The following is a 22,734-nucleotide window of genomic DNA, read 5'->3' on the forward strand; positions in this document are numbered from 1 at the left end:
AAATTTTAATATTACGGAGGTTGATATGGAGCAGCTGACTTTATTTATAATCACTTGGTTATTATTATTTATTATAGTTCCCTTGGAGAGGATAAAGGAATTACGATATGTTGCAGTAGTATCTATAGTATGGATGATATTTGTTGATAACATTTCTGCATATCTAGGATACTATAGCTATGAACACATATTGATTCCTATTGGAAGGGCATCTCTTTTTCAACTTTTAGCTTTAGCTGGGCTTGGGATACTTATGATTAACTGGGTTGAGGAAAGTTCCTTATCAAAGTTAATGCCTGTATTAATAGTATCTCTGCTATTCCTAATAGTACAACAAATTTATATTCAAACAGGCGCCTTCACCTATGGAACTTTTGATATGATGCTAAGCTTTATTCATAGTACAGCAGCGTTATCCATATTTATGTGGATATCTCTTGCCGTTGTAGGGGAAGAGACGGTTTATTACAGTGATAAAAAGACGAGAAAGTCAGCAAGTAAGCAATAATATTAAAAAATGTCAAAGGTTAAGTATGAGCTAACCTTTGACATTTTTTGATGATGGTGATGGATATAATAAAGTATACTTTTCAAGAAGGATAAAAATAATGAAACCCATAATGCGGATGAATTCGAAATAAAATAGATTCCAACCATTATAAAAGTTTAAAATCTTCAAAAATGCAAATAAGCTATCTGCTATTAAATTTATAACCAAAGGGAAAATAGTATAATACCATTTGTTATGTATAGAAACGAAAGCCGAATAAATTATAGCTACACACAACTGATATGGAACACTGAATAAGATGCTATCCCGATATACATTCTGAACAAGCCCTATTAGAAAATGCTGTTTATCAAAAAGTGACTGCAAAACTGAGCAGCTCTGCAAAATTATCCAAGCTGTCATAAAAAAGGTTAATTTTCTTACTAACTTATGCTTATTCTCTTTCAGTGCAGAAAGCCATTTCTTTGAGAAAGTAAAAATAACGAAAGCGGCTGCGCCTGTAATATATAACTTCCACCAATGATGTTCATATGCACCTACCTTAAGAAACCAAATCTCCACAAGCATGAAAGCAATCGATATAAAAGCAATCCATACAGCCCTTAGAGAAAAAGCTGCTACAAAAACAGCAATACCTCCCCAAAAGAATCCATTGCAGATAAGATGACCAAGGATGTTTTCTGCAGTAGGGTCACTGAATACCCCAGGTTTATAAGCATAACTATCTAATACAAATAGTACTAAAACTTCACATAAATAACCGAGAGACGCAACAGATAAAAAGAATGATAATAGGTTAATGATGTCTTTTTTCTTTATCACAGTAAATATCAGAAATCCTATACCTATAGCAACTACACAATAATACCAGAATATTTTTGGCATAGCCCACCTCATTAGTTTAATTGAAATATTTATATACAAACAACTAACTTATTTAGTATTTAATATTTTGCAAGATTAATTATATATATTCTGTGTATAGTGGTGGGAAACTATGCTTATCTGTAGACTGCTAGTGTGAATTTAAGCAGTAGGCTGATTGTTGTAAAAGTTTTTCATATATATTTTATCTATTTACTCTGCTGAAGCTCAGCACAAGCATAGCTTATTTGTTTTTTCTAGCATTGTGAATAACAAGTGCTAGTATTTGTGTAATCATTCCAAAGGTACAAACTCCATACCATCCAAAATGAGAATAACTATAAGAACCTAGGAAGGAACCTAATGCACCTCCGAGGAAAAAGCTAACCATATAAATAGTGTTAAGTCTGTTACGAGTTTTTTCATTTAATGCATGTACTCTAGCTTGATTAGAAACATTACAGGACTGTACACCTAAGTCTAGAAGAATAATTCCTAGGATAAGTCCCCACATTTTAAAGCCTAATAAATAGAATAATCCATAAGAAATTATAACTATTATGATACATATTCCTATTGCAAATCTAGAACCTCTTTTATCTGCTATCTTCCCAACTATAGGTGCAGCAAGAGCACCACTAATGCCAACTAGACCTAACAAGCCTGCCGCTTCAGCGCCCATATTGTATTGAGAACTTTCAAGTAAAAATATAAGAGATGTCCAAAAGGCACTGAAGGCTGCAAACATCAAGGCACCATTGATGGAGGCTTCTCTTAAAATCGGTTCCGTTTTTATTAAGTGAACTAATGATTTTAATAATTTAGTATATTTAATATCAGAAACAGGTTTACATAGTGGGATTAGTTTTCTTAGTATAAGCATTAGAGAAAACATCATGATAGCTGCTATAAGGTAAACTGCTCTCCATCCTAAGTATCCTCCTAAGATACCACTAACAGTACGAGAAAGAAGTATTCCAATTAATAGGCCGCTCATTATCTTTCCAATGGTCTGCCCCCTCTTGTCAGGATTTGATAACTGAGCTGCTAAAGGAATAATAAGTTGAGGAATAATAGAAGTAAAGCCTACAGCAAAAGAAGAAATTGTAAGAACATATATATTAGTAGAGAAGAACATACTCATAAGTGAAATTATTGACAACAAAAGCATTATAACTATTAAGTTTCGTTTCTCCTTTATATCCCCTAAGGGTAATATAAATATCATTCCCACTGCATATCCTATTTGAGTGAGAGTTGCTGCATATCCTATGCTTAATTGATTCACATGAAAAGTTTTAGCTATATCAGCTAAAAGAGGTTGGATGTAATATAAATTTGCTACAGTAAGTCCACAAGCTATGGACATAATTATAATTAGTGTATTAGTTAGTACTGGACTGGCATTAATATTATCTATTGATGAACTGGTTTTTATAACAGGTTTACTTGATTGATACACTTATAAATCACTTCCTTAAGTTATAATAACTTGCAATAAATTGGTTTAGATTAAAGTGATAAAAAAACTATTATTAATATTATTTAAATTTATATACGTGTATAGATTAGATATTCAGTTATCTAATAAAATTAGTAAAAATCTTTTCTTCTAGCTCTGGTTTTTGAATTACTTCTTTTCCATTTTCAATAAGATTAATAAGCCAAGCCATATTTTTGCCTAGAACTCTCATAATTTGAGCTCCTTCCTCATCTTGTAAAGCCTCACCAGGTAATCTGCCATTAATTACATTCCAATAGTTTGAAGTAGGAATAACCATTTCGGAATGATTGATATAATTATTTAATTGATCAAAGGTTGGGATACCTCCTGCACGTCTTACTGCTACTACGGCAGCTCCAACCTTTAGTCTTAACATACTATCATTTGCTTCAGCTACACGAAAAGCTCTATCTAAAAATGACTTCATTGTACCAGCAATTGCTGAATAGTGTACTGGTGAGCCTAAAATTATTCCATCAGCAGTTTTCATCTTTTCAATCCATTCATTAACTGGATCAGTATTGATGACACATTTTCCATTCTTATTCTTTGTGCAATATCCACAAGCGATACAACCTCTGATAGTCTTATTTCCTACGTGAATTATCTCTGTTTCAATACCTTCTCTTTCTAATTCATTAGCAACTAGTTTTAAAGCGTGAAAAGTATTACCTTCTTTGTTTGGGCTTCCGTTAAACATTACAACTTTCATTTAAAATTCCTCCCCATATGTTTAATATACTGAACGTTTAGTTTATAAATATATAATATACTAAACGTTCAGTATTGTAAATAGCTTTTTATGTTTAAAATAAAAAATATATAGTATAATATACGTATAGTTTATAAAATGCATTGTATAGATTTAGATATAAGTGAGGTAATTATATATGGAAAAAAAGTTAGGACGTCCCCGTAGTGAAAAAACTAAAGAGGCAATACTTTCTGCTGCGTATCAATTATTGATTGAGAATGGGTTTGGGGCAATTACTATTGAAAAAATTGCTGAAAGAGCTGGAGTTAGTAAAGCTACTATATACAAGTGGTGGGCCAACAAAGCTGCTGTTGTTATGGATGCTTTTTTTGATGCTGCTGTTGTGAGACTTCCGGTTCCTGATACAGGATCAACTATTGAGGATATGGTAATTCAAGTAAACAATTTAGCTGATTTTTTAATGAGTAAAGAGGGGAAAGTAATCAACCAAATAATAGCAGAAGGACAATATGATAAGAATCTAGCAGAGGCTTATCGGAAAATATATTTTAAGCCACGCAGACTTGATTCGCGTTATATTTTAGAACGTGGAATAGCTAGAGGGGAAGTAAATAAGGATCTGGATATAGAATTGATTACGGATTTAATTTTTGGACCATTATTTTACAGATTGCTGATAACTGGGGACCCGGTGGATGAGGTGTTTGTAAAACAGATTATTAATTATGCTTTTCAGGGAATAAAATAAAAGCTTAATATTTATAAATGGGCTATATGTAAATAAGAAAATAATATATGAGGCTGGTGCACTAATAGATTAGTGTAGCAGCCTTTTTAAGTATTATTAAAGACTATATTGAGGTTAAGTTAGTGTGCAACCCGAGGATTAAATGAAATTTTCAAATAATTATATAGAGTATATGTTTATAAAGGGCATAACTATTGAGGGACAAACATATTATAAATTGTTAATATTTAAAAGGTATTTTATGAAGGGTAAAAAAGTATGAATAAAATTGATTTTAAAAATCTTAATATAAAAGTGCTTTTTCAAAGTAAGGTTACAGGAAATATCATTATTTTAATATCAGCAATTGTATTAATTTATTTAGTAGGAGCAATATACTTTGCTAGTCATTTCTTTTTTAATACAGAAATTAATGGAATTGACGTATCATTAAAGTCTCATAAAGAAGTGTATGCTTTAATAAAAAGTGGTGTTAAGGGTTATAGGCTGACATTAATCGAGAGGGATGGAGTAAAGGAAGAAGTTATTGGACAAGCTATAGAATTGAAGTATAATGACAAAAATAGTTATTTTGAGGTTTGTAAAGATATAAATACTTTTAAGTGGGGAATTTCATTATTTAAAAAGCAAAAGTGTTATGTAGAGGATTTATTCACTTATAACAAGGGTAATTTGGAAAATAAAATAAATCGATTAGGTTGCTTGAATAAAGAAATTATTGAACCAAAAGATGTAAGCTTCATATATACCAATGGCTCTTATGAAGCGGTAAAAGAAGTATATGGAAATAAGATTAATAAAGTAAATTTAGAAAAAGCGATAGAGAAAAGTATATTAAGAGGAGAAACAACATTGAACTTGAATGAAAGTCGTTGCTACGATAATCCAAAGTATACTTTAAATTCTGATATAACTACTAAAACTAAACAATTACTAAATAAATATATATCATCAAGAATCATTTATTTATTTGGAGATAAAAATGAGGTGTTAGATAGTGACACAATAAATAAGTGGCTTAGTGTTGATGATAAGCTTGAGGTAGTAGTAAACGAAAAAGCACTTAAAGAATATGTAAATGCATTAAGTAAAAAATACGATACTATAGGCATTTCAAGAAAGTTTAAAACCTCTGTAGGAAAGACATTAGAGGTTAGTGGCGGATTTTATGGTTGGAAGATTAATAGAGAGGCTGAAGCAAAGAAGCTATTAGACACTATAAAACTTGGAAGAGCTCTTGAAATTGAGCCTATATATTCCCAAAAGGGTGTAACTAGAGGAGAAAACGATATAGGCAACACCTATGTAGAGATTAATATAACACAGCAGCATCTTTGGTTTTATAAAAATGGAAAGCTTGTAACTCAAGGTGACGTAGTAACAGGTAATCCAAATAGAGGAAATTCTACTAGTCTTGGAATCTATATGCTTAATTATAAACAAAAAGGTTCAACTTTAAGGGGAGAAGATTACGAGTCAGATGTGACTTATTGGATGCCTTTTAACGGAAATATAGGCATACATGATGCTAGCTGGAGATATTCCTTTGGTGGAGATATATATAAGAGTAACGGAACCCATGGATGTGTTAATTGTCCCATATATTTAGCTAAAACAATATTTGAAAACATAGAACCAGGAACTCCTATAATTTGTTATGAGGAGTAATAAATTTCTTTACCATATAGAAAATATAAATAGAAAACACATAATAACACCTCATTGATTAAATAATATTATATAGCATTAGAATTATAGCATGGCTATCCTTAAGGCTTGAGGTCTGATAGGCAAAACTATGTATATTGCTATGAATATAAAAAGAGGTGTTTTTTTGATTAAGTTTGATAGAAATCCAGATATATATCACGGAAAGAATGAAAGACCTAATTTTTTTGAAGGCTGGTACTTTAAGCTTGTGCAGCCACGTACAGGTGATACATACTGCTTTATACCAGGGATATTCTTAGGTAAGGAAGGAAATTCACATAGCTTTATCCAGGTACTTAAAGGGCATGAAAAAAGTTTCAAATATATCAAATTCAATAAAAATCAATTTAAGGCTAGTTCATCAGAATTTAATTTTCAAGTAGGGAAAAGTACTTTTTCCCTTAATGGAATTAGCCTAGATATAAATCAGCAGTATGAAAGGATATTTGGAACATTATACTTTGATAATATAGTTACTTGGCCTGATAGTGCGATTAATCCAGGAAGCATGGGGTTTTACAATTATTTAAGTTTTATGCAGTGCTACAGTCAAGTTTGTGCTGTGGATGGTAATATAAGAGGAAAGCTTTCTATTAATGGGAGACTAGTTGATTTTACTGGAGGTAAATTATATATTGAAAAAAACTGGGGAAAAGCATTTCCTTATTCATATATATGGGCTCAAGGAAATTCCTTTAAAGAGGGAGATGGATCAGTTACTTGTTCCATAGCACATATACCTATGCCTTTTCCAATAAAAAGTTTTACAGGCTTTTTAATAGGAATATATGCAAAAGGCAAAGTTTATAAGTTTACAAGTATAAATAAAAGTTCCCTGTCTATTAGCTGGGAAGAAGAAAAAATTATATTAAAAACCTATAATAAAAATTATTTTCTTAAAATAGAAGCCTTTTATAAAACAGAAACTTTTATGAAATTATATGCACCTCGTGATGGAAAGATGATGCCTGTGGCCAGTGAAACTCTTCAAGGTATATTAAATGTCACTCTTTTTGACAAAAAGAGAGGAGATATGATATTTAGCGATAGATGTTCTTCCGCTGGTATTGAGTTCTCAGAAAATTATATGGATTTGATTTATAAATAAGGATGCAATTAAGTATATTAAATCTTTGCCATGGAATACTCTTGTAAAATACGATATGATGGTATTATCATGTTATGAATACTTAAGACAAGGGGCATAAGATTTTAGATGAGGATAAATAAACTTCTTAGTAATTTAGGATTTTGTTCGAGGAAAGAAGCTAATAGAATTATAGAAGAGGGCAGGATAACGGTTAATGGAGTTCAGTGTATTCCTGGGCAATGGGTTGAACTTGAGGATAGTATACTCATAGACGGGGAACCTATACCGGTTACTGAAAAAGTCTATATTGCTCTAAATAAACCAGTAGGAATAATCTGCACTGCAGCTAGAGAGGTAAAGAACAACATCATAGATTTCATGAATTATGACAAGTATATATTTCCGGTAGGAAGACTAGATAAGGAATCTCAAGGGTTGATATTAATGACCAATGATGGAGATCTTGCGAATAAGATTTTAGAGTCAGAAAATATGCATGAGAAAGAATATATAGTAACTTTGGACAGAAGCTATGATGATAAGTTTCTTAATCAAATGGCAAGTGGAGTAGATATAGGTGGAATAATAACTAGAGAATGTACTCTTAAAAGGATTAGTGAGGATACTTTTTCTATAGTGTTGACTCAAGGGCTTAATAGACAGATAAGAAGGATGAGTAGAGCTATAGGATACACAGTTATAAAGCTTATTCGTGTAAGAATACTCAATATAAATATAGATGGTATAGAAGATGGTAAATGGAGATATCTCACAGAAAATGAAATCCAAACACTAAGAGATATTATATGATCAATTTATTAAGGAGAAAACATAAGCTGATTAAGCTCTCAATCAGTTAAGTTTTCTCCTTATTTTTGAATTTAAATCTAATTTAAGTAAAATAAAATTAGTAATAGTTGAATTAAATCAACGATTGAAAAATCTAGTAGAGCTATTTGTTTGATGCTATAAATTTTTTACTATAGGAAGAAAGATTTTTTTCAGTCTTAGCTAACTGCTCGTCCACTACACTAGCATCCTCAATATGACTTATTATAGTAGAAACAGTTGTTTTTAGAACTTCATCAACAGTTCCGATTTCCTTATTCATTTGTTCTATATTTTTTCTTTGAGTTCCTATAGTGGATATAACTTCTTTGATTTCTTTTTCTACAACAGTTATTGAAGATAAGCTGTTTTCTATCTTTTCTATGGCTCTGCTTGAAGCAGCAACACCTTTAGTTATAACAGCATTTGACTTATCAGCATTGCTTAGAACTACCTTTGTTTCACTTTCGATGCTTGAGATAAGATTTGAAATATCTAAAGTACTGTTTTTAGTTATTTCAGCTAGTTTTCTAACTTCATCTGCGACAACTGCAAATCCTTTACCTTGCTCTCCAGCTCTTGCGGCTTCTATGGCAGCATTTAAGGCAAGTAGATTTGTTTGACTTGCTATATTTGTAATAAGCTGAACTACTTCATTTACCTTACTAAATTTTCTAGCAAGCTCGTTTATGCTATTGGTACTATTGTTATTTTCATTTTCTAAGGATTTTATTATTTCGTCCATTTCTTCAATAGCGGCTTTGCCTTCATTAGATTTATTAACAGTATCTTTAGTTATTTCTATTAACTTACTACCGCCTAAATTAAGGTTATCAGTAGAGTTTATAGTTTCTTTAGAGAGTTCTGATATATTATCCATATGGACTTTGACTTGATCAGCAAGGTCAACTAAAACATTATGTTGTTCATTAACTATGTTATGTTGTCCAACAGTTTCACTCAATAACTTATTTGCAGATTCTATAAATTCAATAGTTTGTTCTTTGAAATTATTGTGGTTAGGTTTTAAATTTGATGCTTCCGTAGATATAGATTCCTGTAATTTTTCTTTATTTTTTCTAAACATAAATTAAAGCTCCTTGATATTATGATTTGGTTTATTAAGTCATATAAATATTTGATAATTGTTGCATCTGAGTATTTGGATAGATATATTAATTATTTATTGAAGATGTAACCCTACAGCTGAATTAGTATGTTTATATATCGTAATTATTATGGATGACCTTTAAGTAAAGATATATATAAATGGTAATGTAAGGCTTTAAATATTATAAATGCATTATATTAGTTATTTACATAAATGAAAAAATCCCTGTAAAAGATTCTACAGAGATTCATTAGGTTATGATTAGCATTACTGTTGAAATTGTATATATGCTTTAAATGTGGCAAATTTAAAATTCAACGTAAATCTAAGCACAACCATATTATTATATTTCTTTTGAATATACTGCAGATGGATTTGGAGTTAGTACAATAAATAAAGACATATCTTTATCTGAGGTATTCTTTATACTGAATACTTCTACGCCTCTACAGTGAATAACATCACCAACTGTAATGTTATTTGGATTTCCATCCACAGTCATTTCTCCATCTCCAGATAAAACATGAACTAAAAGATCACTTTGTTCGTGGTTGTGAGGTGGAACTCCTTGACCTGGTCTAAAATTAAGTACAAAGCTTAAAAGCTTATCTTCCTTAAATATTATTCTTTTAGTAATTGAATCGTCACTGAAAGCAATTTTGCTTGATATTTTTTCTATTTTCATAATAACCCTCCAAGATTAATTATTTTTATATTATATAGTTTGCATTTATTTATTTTAAATTCATGAATTGGATATTTTTGATTACTGAACAACTACATTATATACAAAATAAAATTTAAATTCTGTGATTTAAATCAAAGAATTATTTAAATATTAGTATTACAATTTGAGTATAGAAAAACACAGCGGGAGGAATTAATAATGGATAAGATTAAAGCGTTAACTGATATATTAACTAGATTAAATAATGGGGAATCAATAGAAAGTGTTAAAGAAGAGACTAAAGATCTACTAGAAAAGATTAGTCCGACAGAATTATCTTTAGCTGAGCAAAAGCTAGTAGAAGACGGGATGAAGACTGAAGATTTAAGAGGATTATGTGTAATTCATATGGAGATGTTAAAGGACACTTTAGAAAAGCTTAAAGCATCAGTTGATAAAGAACATCCTTTATATATGATGATTACAGAACATGATAGTATATTAGGATTCTTACAACAGTTAGAACAACTTAACAACAAGATTCAATGTATGGATAAAGACTCTATTGTTGAAGAGAATGTAAAAAATCTTGGAGTATTAGCTGAGAATTTAATTTCAGCAGAAAATCATCACTTAAGAGAAGAAGATGCACTATTCCCAGAGTTAGAAAGACTAGGCATAACTGGTCCTACAAGAATTATGAGATTAGAGCATCAAGAACTTAGAACAAGAAAGAAGAATTTACTACAATTATCTGAAAAGTTTGACTCTGCAAATTTAGAAGAGTTTAAGACTCAAGTGGATGATAATGCTAAGTATTTGATATTTAACTTAAGAGATCATATATTTAAAGAAAATCACATATTGTATCCATCAGCTCTTGAAAGTATAGAAAATAGTGAAAAGTGGCAAGAAATAAAAGATAAATGTGATGAAATAGGATATTGCCCATTTAGTGAAGTTTAGCATTAATTCTAACAGCTTTTAAAACGTTATGTTGAAATTATATGGTTATACATCCAATGCTTTAATGAGCTTACGCAAAGAATTAATATGATTTCTATAATAGTTTTGAATGATCACTGATAAATTCATCCAAAGCTAAGAATAGTAAGCCTTACACCCCTCAAGGCTCACTGTTCTTAGCTTTTTTCTATGAACAGTCCTGTAATTAAACTTATACTTTTCCGAAAATCCTTATATTTGGTGGATTTTCAGGAAGTATAAATTAATGATTGGGGTTGAAATACCATAAAATTAATTATCATTAAGATTTTCATTTTTACTAATATGCTTTTCACGTATATAAGTGATAAAGGAAAGTAAAACTCCTAAAGTAAATAGCAATATTGGCATAAGCCAAGGCTTTGTTATCATGATCTTTGATTTCCACGCAAATATAAAATCCTTCATAGTGACTATCAACTCCTAAAATATTAACATTTATTATCGGATAGTTTTTTCCTCATTAGTGAGACGATTAATAATATTATGGGAAGTATGTAGAATAACAAGAGCCATAAGTTATATGGCATGATTTTTAAACCTGCTTCTATATGTTCAGTAGAGTTAGAGGCCATTGACATCCCAAGGTATAATATTATTACTGCTGCAGGTATAACAAATATCCTGTGGCTTTTTGTATATGTAAGCTGTTGAATCCCACGAACTCCTGAATAAAGGTGAATACAGATTTTAAAGAATGCGGTAGTGAGAAATAATAGCACATTTAGTGCATCAAGATTTTGTATGAATTCACCTATTTTTATTAATCTAACTAATCTAAACATTGGAAAGATACTTCTTGAAAAAATAGTTTCACCTAGAACAGCCACTGCAAAAAAATCTAAAGCAGATATAAAAAGTCCAGAAAGTAAGGTTGCTGTTAAAACTGTTCTAGAGAGCTTACTTTTATTATTTACAAAAGGATATATCATGGCAAGTTCTATACTTTGTCCGAAGGTTTGAGTTATGCCTAGTGGAAAAACAGCCTTCCAGATATCCTTCCAGCCTTTTCCTAAGTATGGTTTGAGATATTGAAAGTGTATAATATCTGAGCTAAATATCAATACAACTATTAATATTGAAATAATAGATGTAAAGGGGATAAAAAGTTCACCAAGCCGTCCAATTACTTCTATACCTGAAAGCACTGCATAACTAGCAACAAATATTAATACTAGCGAAGTTACGATATGAGGAGTGTTTGGCAATAGGGTATTTGGAATTAGAGATCTTAAATCACCAATGATACGACCACCTACATACAAAAATTGAATAGTGTACATCCAAGAAATAGGGGTGCCAAGCCACTTTCCAAACTGTTTAGGATACCATTCTACTAATGATAATCCTGGATTTAGTGAATAAAGTTTTAAGTATATGTAATTTATGATGAGCCCTATAAAAGTGCAGATCAATACTGATATCCAGGCAGCTCTGCCTGCTTCAGAAGAAAATCCGAATATTACAGTTGTACCAATCTGATAAAATGCAACAAGAGAAAATAATTGAAAGTTAGAAATCTTATTCAAAGAAATATCCCCTTTATTTATAAAAATCACCTTAAAATATCCTCTTCTTTTAATGGAAGGGATTTAGCATCAAAACCTATTTCAGTTATATCTACATCGCAAACAACCGATACTTTTAATGATGGTAATAAGGTTTTCCAATCTTTTTTGTATTGATCTTCCCATTGCTTTGGGTATTCTCCACGAACTATGGAACCAAAACCAAACACATCAGAGCAATTTGTATTTTTTGCTTTATCTATAGCAGATTCTGCTAAGTTTTTTATTCTATTCTCAAATAAAGTATCAATTTCATCTATCACTGAAGGTTTTGTCAGATCTAGCTTAGTTGTGTTCTCAGATAAATGAGCTTTAGTTTTAATAAATATTTTTACACTCAACTCATCGTTTTCTATAATAGGTGTTATCTTTGTTATGCTATCTAGAACTTTAGCAGTAACTTTTCCACCACCTGATTCCTTTGGAAAAGTCACACTTCCTGATCCAAGTTTTATCTTATTCTGTATGTAAAGTACTCCTCGATAGGTATCATAATCTATAAAATCAACTAACTTTGATTTATTAAATAATCCAGCTCCAGTTATACTAGCTACTGAAGCAGTGGAAGGAGTAGTTTCTTTATCTGATTTTGTAACTTCAAGTAGTGGAATTATAGGATCGATTCCATCTTCTGTTAATGCAATAAAAAAATCTTTTAACTGAACTTCAGCTTTTAGATTTAAAGATTTTAATTTATCAATTTCCTGTGCTATATTTCTTTCTAGTGAGGAATCTGTATCAAAAATTTTACTTGCATTTCCTTTAGTCAAAAACATGTGAGTCTTCAAAGGTGGTTCTGGATGTCTTGGGAAAAAATCCAGATATTCTGCAGCATTTTCTCTGGCAAGATACTCTCCCATCAACACATTCTCCATTTGTGAGAAAAATAATTTTCTAGATAATTTTCTAGAGATTCTATTGCAAGCGTCCATGATGTCACCACCTTCTGAAGAAAAGATGATGACATCATTGTTCTGGCTAATTTTTTCGCTTTCAAAGGATCTTTGTGATGTTGGACGTATGCATAATAAGGTTACTTTTAAATTATCATGTTCACCTTTATCAAGAGCCATACTTGATACAATAATTAAATCGTTTATGTCTTTATTATCCCAGCAGCCAGTTAGTAACATAGTTAATATTAAGAGTATGGTGAGTAAGTTTATTTTCATATTATTGTTCTCCAAGTTATAGAGTTACTAGATCAACTATTAAGTTATAGAAAATCTTTAATAGAAACTGGTTCATATAATAGGTTCTATTTGACTTTATGCCTTTTCAAATTATTATTTTGAATATAGCTAGGGCGTTTTTTTACCCCCCACCATGGCATTCTCATTAATGTATCCTTCAAGCTTGTGAATGTTAATGGTGCTAATGGAGATAGATAAGGTGTTCCAAAAGATTCAATTTTAGCTAGATGGATTAAAAGAAATAATACACCCATATAAAGTCCGTATAATCCTAAGGTGCCAGATAAAATCATTATTCCAAATCTAAGTACACGTATCGATAAAGCTAGATTGTACCTAGGAATTATAAAGGATGAAATACCTGTAATAGAAACGATTATTACCATAGAAGAAGAAACTATGCCAGCTTTTACAGCAGCTTCACCTATTACTAAGGCGCCTACTATACTTACTGTTTGCCCTGCTGGACTAGGGAGTCTTATTCCAGCCTCTCTTAATCCTTCAAAGAAACCTTCCATGAGTAGAGCTTCTACTAATACAGGAAAGGGTACACCTTGCCTTGAAGCAATAATTGTTAATAATAGATTCCGAGGTATCATACCTTGATGAAAGCATAAAACAGCTATATAGAAAGAAGGTAGTAACAATGCATTGATCAAAAATACATATCTAATGAATCTTAGTAGAAGAGTAGCTATATAATTTTGATAATAATCTTCACTTGATTGCATGGATTGAAAAAAGGTTTGAGGAGCTATGAGAACTATAGGGGTATTGTCTACAATAATGCCCACATGTCCTTCAAGTAGAGCACTTGCAAGTCGGTCAGGTCTTTCAGTGTATCCAAACTCAGAAAAAACAGAAAATTTACTAGACTGAAGCAGCTCCTCAATATATCCACTTTCTAGTATTGCGTCTATTTCAATTTTAGAGAGTTTATTCATAATATCATCAACTAAAGACTTTTCTGCAATTCCATCTAAATAAGTAATAGCAGTGTCAGTTTGAGATAGTTTGCCAATTTTGATGCTTCTAACTTTCAATTTTGGAGTCTTTAGTCTTCTTCTGATCAAGGTTATATTTGTTTCTATGTCTTCAGTAAAACCATCTCTAGGCCCTCTAATAACTGGTTCAATAATAGACTCAGAAATACTTCTCTTTGAAAGCTTACGTAATTCTATTAATAGAGCATTTGACAAACCATCTATTATTAATGCAACTTTTCCTGAAAGTATAGAATCTATTATTATATTTAATAAATCATTTTCTTCAACAGAAGGTAGAAATATAGTAGTCTTTATGTAGTCATGTATGTTTTCAGCTCTAAGGTCATTTGATTGAAAATTATTTTTGTTAAAATGTAGTAGTGGTCGTAATAAATCTTCGGTGACAATTTCCTTATCAATAAAGTTATTCAAGAATATTAAGGTACCTTCTATAGAATTATTTATCTTTAAGTCTTTATAAGTTATATCTGATATATCTGAAAATATATCTTTTATTAAAGCTATATTTATCTGTAAGCTGGTTGAAAGTTTATCATTATTACTAGTTGAATAAGTCATGCTATCTGAAGAAATATCAGAACTTTTATTTGTTGAACCTAGTTTATTTAATATACTTTTTAAAATATTCATAGCACACAACTTCCCATATAATTATAGAGTCATAACTATAGTGTCAACACTAAATGATAAAATATTCTATTTTATGTCACTATTAGGATTAAAAATACGGTTGTGCAAAAATATATAGCGGATAATGTTATAAAATGTTTTTGTTTATACGTTTATAGCTAAAAAACTGCAATTTATGCTACAAAGTAGTATATTACTTACAGTTTGTTATAATTTATTTAGAGGTGGTTGAAGATGGAAGAGAATCTATCTAACAATATGACCATAATGGAAAAGCTAGCTGATAATATTGCGATGAAAATTAATAAAGTAATCCAAAAGGACGGCATTGAACTACAAAAGGTTAAGCTTGGTATTGAAATATTATTAATTAATATATCCAAGTTTATTTTGATACTTTTGATTTCTATAAAGCTTCATTTGGTTATAGAAACAACAATAATTACTATAGTTTTATGGGTTATACGCAGCAAGGCTTTTGGATTGCATGCAAAGAATAGTATTATATGTACGATAACTTCTTTAATGCTATTTGTAACTGGTGGTTATGTGAGCAATTTGATGGAATTTAATAAATATTTAATTTTCTGTATATTTATCATTATTAATATTGCTTTGTATATGTATGCACCAGCAGATACAGAATATCATCCTTTAATAGGACAAGCCTTAAGACAAAGTCTTAAGAAAAGGTCTGTTATTACAGGCGTAATATTGATGATAATAGCATTAGTTAGTCCTAATTATGTTATAACAAATTTGATAACTTTAGCTTCAATTTTTGAAGTTTTAAGCATATTACCATTAACTTATAAAGTTTTAAATAGGAGGTATAATAATTATGAACAATATGAAAAATAAAGTATTTGAAAAGCTAGCTAGAACTGTAGGAGAGGCATCAATAAAAATAAGTGATAAAGCAACTGGCAAATGCATGATGGGATACTTGTATGAACCAAAAGCTATGCTCGAAATAATAAAAAATAACAATAAATAAGACATACTAAGCACTAAAAACAGGTTTCTTTACAAGTATAAGTAAAGAAACCTGTTTTTTTGATTAAAATTATATAATGGCATTGTTGCAGCACTGGTGCGAAATTAAGTGGTTATACATCCGATGCTTTAATGAGTCTTCGCAAAGAATTAATATGATTTTATCATATTCCATGGCTAAAACTGTAAACTCACTACGTTCGAACAGTACAGTTTTTAACGCCATTCCATCTGAAAAAATCATTTAATTCTAATAGTTAGATCATATAGCATCTCCTTTATAACCACTTAATTTCAACAATCCTATTAAATATAGACAATATAATAAGTTTATATATTAAATTTTATTAATAAGTTCGTCTATATTAAACAAAACATTGATCTGATTTGAATTAAATTACAAAGATATAGTTAATAAATGTAAAAAGTAAAAAATGTGATATAATTTGGATATGATTATTTTTAAGGGGGAATTTATGACAAATTTTTTAGATGTTTTAATAACTATTTTCTTATTGTTCATAGCTATAATGAACCTAGCAACCTTAAAATTTACTAAAAAAGAGATAACCACTATAATCATTGCAACTTTGATTATAGCAGTTCCTGTGGGTCTTTTTCTAAGTTATTTAAGCATAATTCCTATAGATATTACTTTTATATTTTTCATTTATAAAAAGCAACGAAAAATAATTGTAAGTATTCTTCTGCCGCTATTAGCTAACATAATAAGTGTGGTATCAGATTATATAGTGAGCTGTATTAATATTTATGTTTTTAAGATAGATATTAGTTATTCTTATAATAATATAATGTACATATTTTCTCTTACTGCAACTATGTTTGTTATAATGATTATCAGCAGAACTATAAGATGTTTTATAGATAAAAAGCTAAAAGCTATTAATTTTGAGGCAACAAAAAAGTTTAGTCTTATAATAATATTGAGTCTTATAGTGACCTTGGTGATATTTTACATAAATATAATGATAGGTGGAAAGCTAGGTTTTACAAATGAAATATTAAAACTAAATGGTGTTATATTTTTTGTCTACTGTATTTTCTTTTGTATTATAATGTATGTGCTTTTCAAGAGCATAACAAAAGAAATGGAGATTCAAAACAAGCAAGCACACTTTGAAAGCTTACAGAAATATACTGAGAATTTAGAAAATCTATATAGTGAAATTAGAGTATTTAAACATGATTATGTAAATATAATATCTTCCATGATAGGCTATATGGAGGATAATGATATGGAGGGTTTAAAAAATCATTTTACTAAAAATATAGTTCCATTAAGTAACGAAATCGGGAAAAGCAAATCAAAAATCGATCTTCTAAGAAACATAAAAATTCCTGAGATCAAAGGAATTCTATCATCAAAACTTATAAGGGCTCAAGAAATAGGTATCGATGTTGATATAGATGTGGCAGAGCCAATATTAGAAGTATCCATGGGAATTATAGATATAGTAAGAGCTTTGGGTATTTTGTTAGATAATGCTATCGAAGCAGCTGAAAGATGTCCAAGCCCTATGATAAAAGTAGGATTTATTAAAAAAGAATATTCATTAGAAGTAATAATAATTAATAGCTGTTTAGAGGGTGTCCCTCCGATATACAAGTTAAACAAAAAAGGGTATTCAACAAAGGGAGAAAATAGAGGAGTAGGGTTAAGTAATTTAAAATTAATTTTAGACAAGTACGATAATATCTTTTTAGATACAATAGTTGAAAATAATACTTTCTTACAAAGAATTAGCATAGAAAACAGGTAGTATCTGAAAAATAAAAAAGTTACTAATAAATTTTAAAATGTTAATCTATATATGTGGTATAATTAGGTAGTAACAACTTGTACGTATATGAGTGGTGTTTATGGATATGGGGGATTGAGATGCTTAAAGTTTTTATTTGTGAAGATAATGATAAACAGAGGCAATATTATAAAAAGATAGTTGAAAATACTATAATTATTGAAAATCTTGATATGGAGATGGCTGTAGTTACAAATAAGTCTAGAGATATACTTGATTATATAAGTTGCAATGATGTAGCTGGTTTATATTTTTTAGATGTAGATTTAAAAGAAGAAGCTAGTGGAATAGCACTTGCTGCTGAGATAAGAAAGATTGATTCCAAAGGTTTTATAGTATTTGTTACCACCCATAGTGAAATGAGTTATTTGACTTTTACTTATAAGATAGAAGCTATGGATTACATAATTAAAGATAAATATAATGAAGTGGAAAAAAGGATAAAAGACTGTATATTAGAAGCTAATAACAGGTATAGTAGCAAGAAAAATGATGATGAAATCTTTAGTATTAAGTTGAATGAAAGAATAATAAATTTGGAATTAGACAAAATACTTTTTTTTGAGACCTCTAAAACTGTTAGAAAAGTCATTGTCCATGCTACTGATAGACAAATAGAGTTTAATGGAAAGATTAGCGATATAGAAGAAAAGTTAGATGGTAGATTTTATAGATGTCATAAATCATATATTATAAATAAGAACAATATTAAAGAATTAGACATAAAGAACAGAATAGCATATATGATTAATGGAGAAGAGTGTATAATATCTAGTCGTTGTGCTAAAGGGCTTATAAAATAGTTTTTACAGAGGCTCACATGAATTGGCAAAGGCAGATGTGTAGAAAAACTAACATAAATGAAACAAATTAAATTTAGTTGGATACGGTTATGATAGAAAATTAACAACTTATGCACATGCTGATAAAAACTCATATTTTAATGATAAATTAGTATTATAGTGATCCATGTTATTTTAAAGAAGTATGCGTTGGTGTGGTACTTTCTAAGGTATATACTTTTGTTTTATATGGATATATGGATATGCCACTTTGTAATATAACTTATTATTTTTAAATTCTCTCACCAGAAGCCGTGAGAGTTTTAAAAATAGACTGAGGTTCGAAGTGGTACATCTATAGGCAAGATTATAATAAATTATCATTAGAAAGGAGTAAGACAAATTTAGGTTAGAGAGATATATAAATAAAAGGTTTGTCGTAAGAAACATGAGAAGTATAAATGTATATAAAGAAATAGTATTTAGTAATTTGATAAAGGTTTCATTAAAGGGATGTAAAGATGACATAATCCCAGAGGTAAAAAATTTTTATAGTTGCCTTAAAGAAAAGGGCATAGATACCTATCCGCAAATAGCAACAAACAAGATGGTGAAAAATATAAATAACGTGAATGTTGAAGAAAGTGAAATTTATGTTATCTCATCTGAAGATGGTTTAAAGAAAGTGGACGGGTTGTACAAAACATATGAAGAGAAGATGTGGGAGAATGTTGTCATGCTAGAGTATAACGGAGTACTTCTAGAATTTCAAAATGCTGTTAAAGATTTAAAGGAATATATAGAGAAAAATAATATGAAAACTAGTTCTGGTTTTTATACCTATATACCTCATGAAATAAAAGGTTCGGATATATTTTCAAGAAGAATTGATATGAATTGTTTTGTTAAAATTGAAAAAGGATAAACAGATAAAATTAAATGCAAGTATTATCGACTAAGAATGTTCTTAAGTCTATAATACTTGCATTTATTTTTGTTTTAGGATATATGAGTTTTATTCATAAAAGTATCGTAGTAAATACACCTTAATGTATTAATTGATAAACAAAATTAAGCAAAACTTATATATTAAAATATAACTTACTTGGATTGTTGGTTGAAATAGGAAAGTGAAATAATATTCATGTAGGTATCAAATATCTTCCATGTGCTACTATCATTTTCTTTAATTAACACATAAAAATCAGTGTATTCTCCAGAGGTAAATTGGCCTATTTTATCAAATTCTTCGGTACATTTTTTATATTTATTAACAGCAAGTACTTTAATCTCCTTAAAATTATGGCCTATCAACCTATCAGGACAAGGATAGTATGAAACATTATCATTGTAAACATCACCGCTAGGCCCTTTTTTCATAATTTGCTCTCTCCACTGTGCTTCAGGTAATTGCCACATCTTTAGGATTGTTAATTCTTCTGTTACATTTTCAAAGTTTTTTCCGTTATCGTTAGTTATAGATTCATTATGCGGCGCTGGATAGAAGATATCTTTTAGCTTTCTCCTATCCCCATTTGTCTCTGCAACTATATAAGATTCAATAAGTTTTTCTTCTTCAGTTTTAGCTTCTTGCTTAAAGGTAAGCTTGGTTTGAATTATTTTCTTGATGTCTACATTTTTTTGGTTCGCTGCAGAATCTTTCATTACATTTTCTGCAATAGTTATTTTTGATTCTAGGGAAGCAGAGTCACAGCCTTGTAAAAGTATTAATGATGAGAATAGTAAAATAATAAGTTTTTTCATATCCTAATCTCCTTTTCTTTGATTATAGATAGTCCATTTCCATTAATTAAAACTTATCTAAATTGATGTAAATTATTAATTATAATAAATTAATAATTTACATTTTAATTGGAACTGGTATATCTCTAAGATAAGCTTTAGATATTTCAAAGTTATTTCAAAGACAAGGGGTTTTTATATTTACTTCAAAGGTGTTTAAGTTATTCTTAATTATAAGACTTCCGCTAAGCTTAGTTACTATGCTATCTACGATAAAAAGTCCAATACCATTTCCGTGTGCAGTGGAAAAGTTTTTATTGTTTTTTGAGTTTTTAATATTTATATTACATAAGCCATTTTTTTCAAATATGGAGAGGTAAACATTACTTCCTTCTAAGCCGTATTTAATAGAGTTATCAATTATATTTATAAGAAGTTGAACAATATGATTGGTATAGGCTCTTACATGAGTGTCTGAAATATCATGAACAATTTTTATATTCTTCTCTGATGCTATAAGTTGCATATCATATACTATTGTTTCAGCAATAGGTTTTATATTTATTTCATTAAGGTTTTCTTGAGCTTCAGTTATCTTTCCTTTTGATACTTCAAGTAGATTCTCAACCAAAGAATATAATCTATTACTTTCATTTTTAATTCTATCTGCAGCAGTAATAACTAGGTCAGTATCGTTATAGTTTTGATCTAATAATTCAGCATAAAGCTTTATACCAGTAAGAGGCGTCTTTAGTTCATGAGTTACATTGTTAAAAAAGTCTCGTCTATAAAGTTCTAGGTTTTTTATTGTATCTAGGTTTTCCTTTATATTATCCTGCATAACTTTAAATTTTTCTGCTAGTATTCCAACCTCATCGTTGCTTTCTATCTTAATTTCAGTATCGTAGGAACCTTTTGAGATTCGCTCAACAATGTTTATAAGCTTGTATAAAGGGTTAGTAATCCTAGTGGTTAGATAGAAGGTTATGATAGTAAATAATATAAACATAAACAGCATTATAATATTTAGATTGAAAATAATTTTATTTTTCTCCTCAAATAAATAGCTGTAATCACTCTTAAAATTGATTATAGCTACTAGCTTATCATTGAAATACAGTCCGTAAGAAAAGGAGGAGATATATTTATTGTTTATTTTGGTGATGGTAGTTGTAGCATTATTATTCTGTGCAGCTTTTAAGTCATCGCTAAATACGATGTATTCTCTTTCTAGATCTTTATTTACCTCACAAAGTCCATTTAAGTCTTTATCTAAAATTCTTATGTATGTAGGATTAAGAGAAGTTATTCCTCCAGCAATATTTTTTGCTAAATATACTATATTGGTTTGATCTAGTTCAATACCTTGAAGTTTGGCATATCTATAAATATAGTCTCTAGAGCTGGAGTATAATATATCACAATCCCTTTTAATTTTATTTGAATATGATTTTTCAAGTAAAGAACTCATATATATATTTAGAAAAATTGTAGCTATGAAGAATATAAATATGGACGATAATAGAAACTTAGATTTTATGCTGTTTATTTTAATCTTCATACTTATAACCCATACCAAATACAGTAACAATAGGTTGTCTGCTATCAAGCTCTAGTTTCTTTCTAAGCCTTGTAATATTTATGTCTACAGTTCTATCGGCACCATCAAAATCATATCCCCATACTCTTTCGATTATCCTATCTCTAGTCAATACAATCCCTTTATTTTCTATAAGATAGAGTAATAATTCATATTCTTTAGGACTTAGATTTACTGAAACACCATCTAAAAGAACTTCTTTTGATGAAAAGTTTATTACTGTTTTTTCATTGATATTATAAGAATTAAAATTCTTACAGCTTCTTCTTAAGATAATATCAATTCTCATCATTAGTTCTCTTAAATCAAAGGGCTTAGTGAGGTAATCTTCAGCACCAAGCCCCAGACCTTTAAGTTTATCTTCAATACTACCCCTTGCAGTAAGAAATAAAATTGGCGTGTTATAAGAGTTTAGATATTCTTCACTAACATGAAAACCATCTTTGTTTGGTAGCATCACATCCATAATAATTAAATCCATTTTTATGTTAAGTACATTTTCTAAAAAGGTATCTCCATCATAAAATCTAAAACAGTTATATCCTTTCTTGTTTAGTGCGTAATTTATACCTTCTGATATAGTAAGGTCATCTTCAACTAAGGCTATATTAAACAACGATAATCACCTCGTAATAAATTTTG

General features: G+C 29.6%; 23 protein-coding genes. 11 read left to right on the forward strand and 12 right to left on the reverse strand.

The features are described 5' to 3' along the window. Positions 1-25: 25 nt before the first annotated feature. Positions 26-508, forward strand: coding sequence for a hypothetical protein (locus JHL18_RS04505; protein ID WP_200266544.1), 483 nt, complete (start codon positions 26-28; stop codon positions 506-508). A 30-nt stretch (positions 509-538) separates the two neighbouring features. On the opposite strand, the gene JHL18_RS04510 is transcribed toward JHL18_RS04505, so the two are convergent. The 3 genes from JHL18_RS04510 to JHL18_RS04520 all read right to left on the reverse strand — a co-directional run bounded on the left by JHL18_RS04510 (position 539) and on the right by JHL18_RS04520 (position 3,591). Next, positions 539-1,396: a hypothetical protein gene (locus tag JHL18_RS04510; protein ID WP_200266546.1), complete on the reverse strand. Its 858-nt coding sequence runs from the start codon at positions 1,394-1,396 to the stop codon at positions 539-541. 223 nt (positions 1,397-1,619) lie between these two features. Further along, a complete protein-coding gene (locus tag JHL18_RS04515) occupies positions 1,620-2,837 on the reverse strand; it encodes an MFS transporter (RefSeq protein ID WP_200266548.1) in 1,218 nt (405 codons plus the stop codon). 118 nt (positions 2,838-2,955) lie between these two features. After that, positions 2,956-3,591, reverse strand: a complete 636-nt coding sequence (locus JHL18_RS04520) for a flavodoxin family protein (protein WP_200266550.1) — start codon at positions 3,589-3,591, stop codon at positions 2,956-2,958. Positions 3,592-3,769: 178 nt separating this feature from the next. Here JHL18_RS04520 and JHL18_RS04525 point away from each other — a divergent pair, with 178 nt between their 5' ends. From JHL18_RS04525 to JHL18_RS04540, 4 genes are all read left to right on the forward strand, one after another. Beyond that, a complete protein-coding gene (locus tag JHL18_RS04525) occupies positions 3,770-4,342 on the forward strand; it encodes a TetR/AcrR family transcriptional regulator (RefSeq protein ID WP_200266552.1) in 573 nt (190 codons plus the stop codon). Positions 4,343-4,600: 258 nt separating this feature from the next. Further along, positions 4,601-6,010 (forward strand): L,D-transpeptidase family protein, encoded by a 1,410-nt coding sequence (locus JHL18_RS04530; RefSeq protein ID WP_200266554.1) that lies wholly within the window; start codon positions 4,601-4,603, stop codon positions 6,008-6,010. A 142-nt stretch (positions 6,011-6,152) separates the two neighbouring features. Further along, positions 6,153-7,160: a tocopherol cyclase family protein gene (locus JHL18_RS04535; protein ID WP_200266556.1), complete on the forward strand. Its 1,008-nt coding sequence runs from the start codon at positions 6,153-6,155 to the stop codon at positions 7,158-7,160. Positions 7,161-7,268: 108 nt separating this feature from the next. Continuing rightward, positions 7,269-7,952, forward strand: coding sequence for a pseudouridine synthase (locus JHL18_RS04540; protein ID WP_200266558.1), 684 nt, complete (start codon positions 7,269-7,271; stop codon positions 7,950-7,952). A gap of 142 nt (positions 7,953-8,094) precedes the next feature. Here JHL18_RS04540 and JHL18_RS04545 read toward each other — a convergent pair whose 3' ends face one another. After that, complete coding sequence (locus tag JHL18_RS04545) at positions 8,095-9,057, reverse strand: methyl-accepting chemotaxis protein (RefSeq protein ID WP_200266560.1); 963 nt, start codon at positions 9,055-9,057, stop codon at positions 8,095-8,097. Positions 9,058-9,424: 367 nt separating this feature from the next. Next, complete coding sequence (locus tag JHL18_RS04550; protein WP_200266562.1) at positions 9,425-9,766, reverse strand: cupin domain-containing protein; 342 nt, start codon at positions 9,764-9,766, stop codon at positions 9,425-9,427. Positions 9,767-9,967: 201 nt separating this feature from the next. Here JHL18_RS04550 and JHL18_RS04555 point away from each other — a divergent pair, with 201 nt between their 5' ends. Beyond that, positions 9,968-10,714, forward strand: coding sequence for a DUF438 domain-containing protein (locus tag JHL18_RS04555; protein ID WP_200266564.1), 747 nt, complete (start codon positions 9,968-9,970; stop codon positions 10,712-10,714). A gap of 291 nt (positions 10,715-11,005) precedes the next feature. On the opposite strand, the gene JHL18_RS04560 is transcribed toward JHL18_RS04555, so the two are convergent. From JHL18_RS04560 to JHL18_RS04575, 4 genes are all read right to left on the reverse strand, one after another. Next, the gene (locus tag JHL18_RS04560) at positions 11,006-11,161 is read right to left on the reverse strand and encodes a hypothetical protein (protein WP_200266566.1); all 156 of its coding nucleotides are present in this window, start codon (positions 11,159-11,161) and stop codon (positions 11,006-11,008) included. A 23-nt stretch (positions 11,162-11,184) separates the two neighbouring features. Next, positions 11,185-12,282 carry a GerAB/ArcD/ProY family transporter gene (locus tag JHL18_RS04565; RefSeq protein WP_200266568.1) on the reverse strand — a complete coding sequence of 366 codons (1,098 nt, stop codon included), beginning with the start codon at positions 12,280-12,282 and terminating at the stop codon, positions 11,185-11,187. Positions 12,283-12,308: 26 nt separating this feature from the next. Then, positions 12,309-13,493 carry a Ger(x)C family spore germination protein gene (locus tag JHL18_RS04570; RefSeq protein ID WP_200266570.1) on the reverse strand — a complete coding sequence of 395 codons (1,185 nt, stop codon included), beginning with the start codon at positions 13,491-13,493 and terminating at the stop codon, positions 12,309-12,311. Positions 13,494-13,579: 86 nt separating this feature from the next. Further along, positions 13,580-15,151 (reverse strand): spore germination protein, encoded by a 1,572-nt coding sequence (locus JHL18_RS04575; protein ID WP_200266572.1) that lies wholly within the window; start codon positions 15,149-15,151, stop codon positions 13,580-13,582. 234 nt (positions 15,152-15,385) lie between these two features. Between JHL18_RS04575 and JHL18_RS04580 the strand changes: the two genes are divergently transcribed. From JHL18_RS04580 to JHL18_RS04600, 5 genes are all read left to right on the forward strand, one after another. Then, complete coding sequence (locus JHL18_RS04580; RefSeq protein ID WP_243277783.1) at positions 15,386-16,012, forward strand: accessory gene regulator B family protein; 627 nt, start codon at positions 15,386-15,388, stop codon at positions 16,010-16,012. Then, entirely contained in the window at positions 15,993-16,148 is a 156-nt protein-coding gene (locus tag JHL18_RS04585; RefSeq protein WP_200266574.1) for a cyclic lactone autoinducer peptide, read from the forward strand. Before JHL18_RS04580 ends, JHL18_RS04585 begins: the two co-directional genes overlap by 20 nt. A 475-nt stretch (positions 16,149-16,623) precedes the next feature. Continuing rightward, positions 16,624-17,928 carry a sensor histidine kinase gene (locus JHL18_RS04590; protein ID WP_200266576.1) on the forward strand — a complete coding sequence of 435 codons (1,305 nt, stop codon included), beginning with the start codon at positions 16,624-16,626 and terminating at the stop codon, positions 17,926-17,928. A 119-nt stretch (positions 17,929-18,047) separates the two neighbouring features. Beyond that, positions 18,048-18,770 (forward strand): LytR/AlgR family response regulator transcription factor, encoded by a 723-nt coding sequence (locus JHL18_RS04595; RefSeq protein ID WP_200266578.1) that lies wholly within the window; start codon positions 18,048-18,050, stop codon positions 18,768-18,770. 427 nt (positions 18,771-19,197) lie between these two features. Further along, positions 19,198-19,674, forward strand: a complete 477-nt coding sequence (locus tag JHL18_RS04600) for a hypothetical protein (RefSeq protein WP_200266580.1) — start codon at positions 19,198-19,200, stop codon at positions 19,672-19,674. 176 nt (positions 19,675-19,850) lie between these two features. Here the strand turns inward: JHL18_RS04600 and JHL18_RS04605 are convergent, their stop codons facing one another. The 3 genes from JHL18_RS04605 to JHL18_RS04615 all read right to left on the reverse strand — a co-directional run bounded on the left by JHL18_RS04605 (position 19,851) and on the right by JHL18_RS04615 (position 22,708). After that, positions 19,851-20,513 carry a DUF4829 domain-containing protein gene (locus tag JHL18_RS04605; protein WP_200266582.1) on the reverse strand — a complete coding sequence of 221 codons (663 nt, stop codon included), beginning with the start codon at positions 20,511-20,513 and terminating at the stop codon, positions 19,851-19,853. Between the two features lie 157 nt (positions 20,514-20,670). Next, positions 20,671-22,053 (reverse strand): sensor histidine kinase, encoded by a 1,383-nt coding sequence (locus JHL18_RS04610; protein ID WP_200266584.1) that lies wholly within the window; start codon positions 22,051-22,053, stop codon positions 20,671-20,673. Further along, a complete protein-coding gene (locus JHL18_RS04615) occupies positions 22,043-22,708 on the reverse strand; it encodes a response regulator transcription factor (RefSeq protein WP_200266586.1) in 666 nt (221 codons plus the stop codon). The genes JHL18_RS04610 and JHL18_RS04615 overlap by 11 nt, the downstream gene beginning before the upstream one ends. Positions 22,709-22,734: the final 26 nt, after the last annotated feature.

This window comes from Clostridium yunnanense (genome assembly GCF_016595795.1).
In the GTDB taxonomy this organism is placed as follows: Bacteria; Bacillota; Clostridia; order Clostridiales; family Clostridiaceae; genus Clostridium_AR; species Clostridium_AR yunnanense.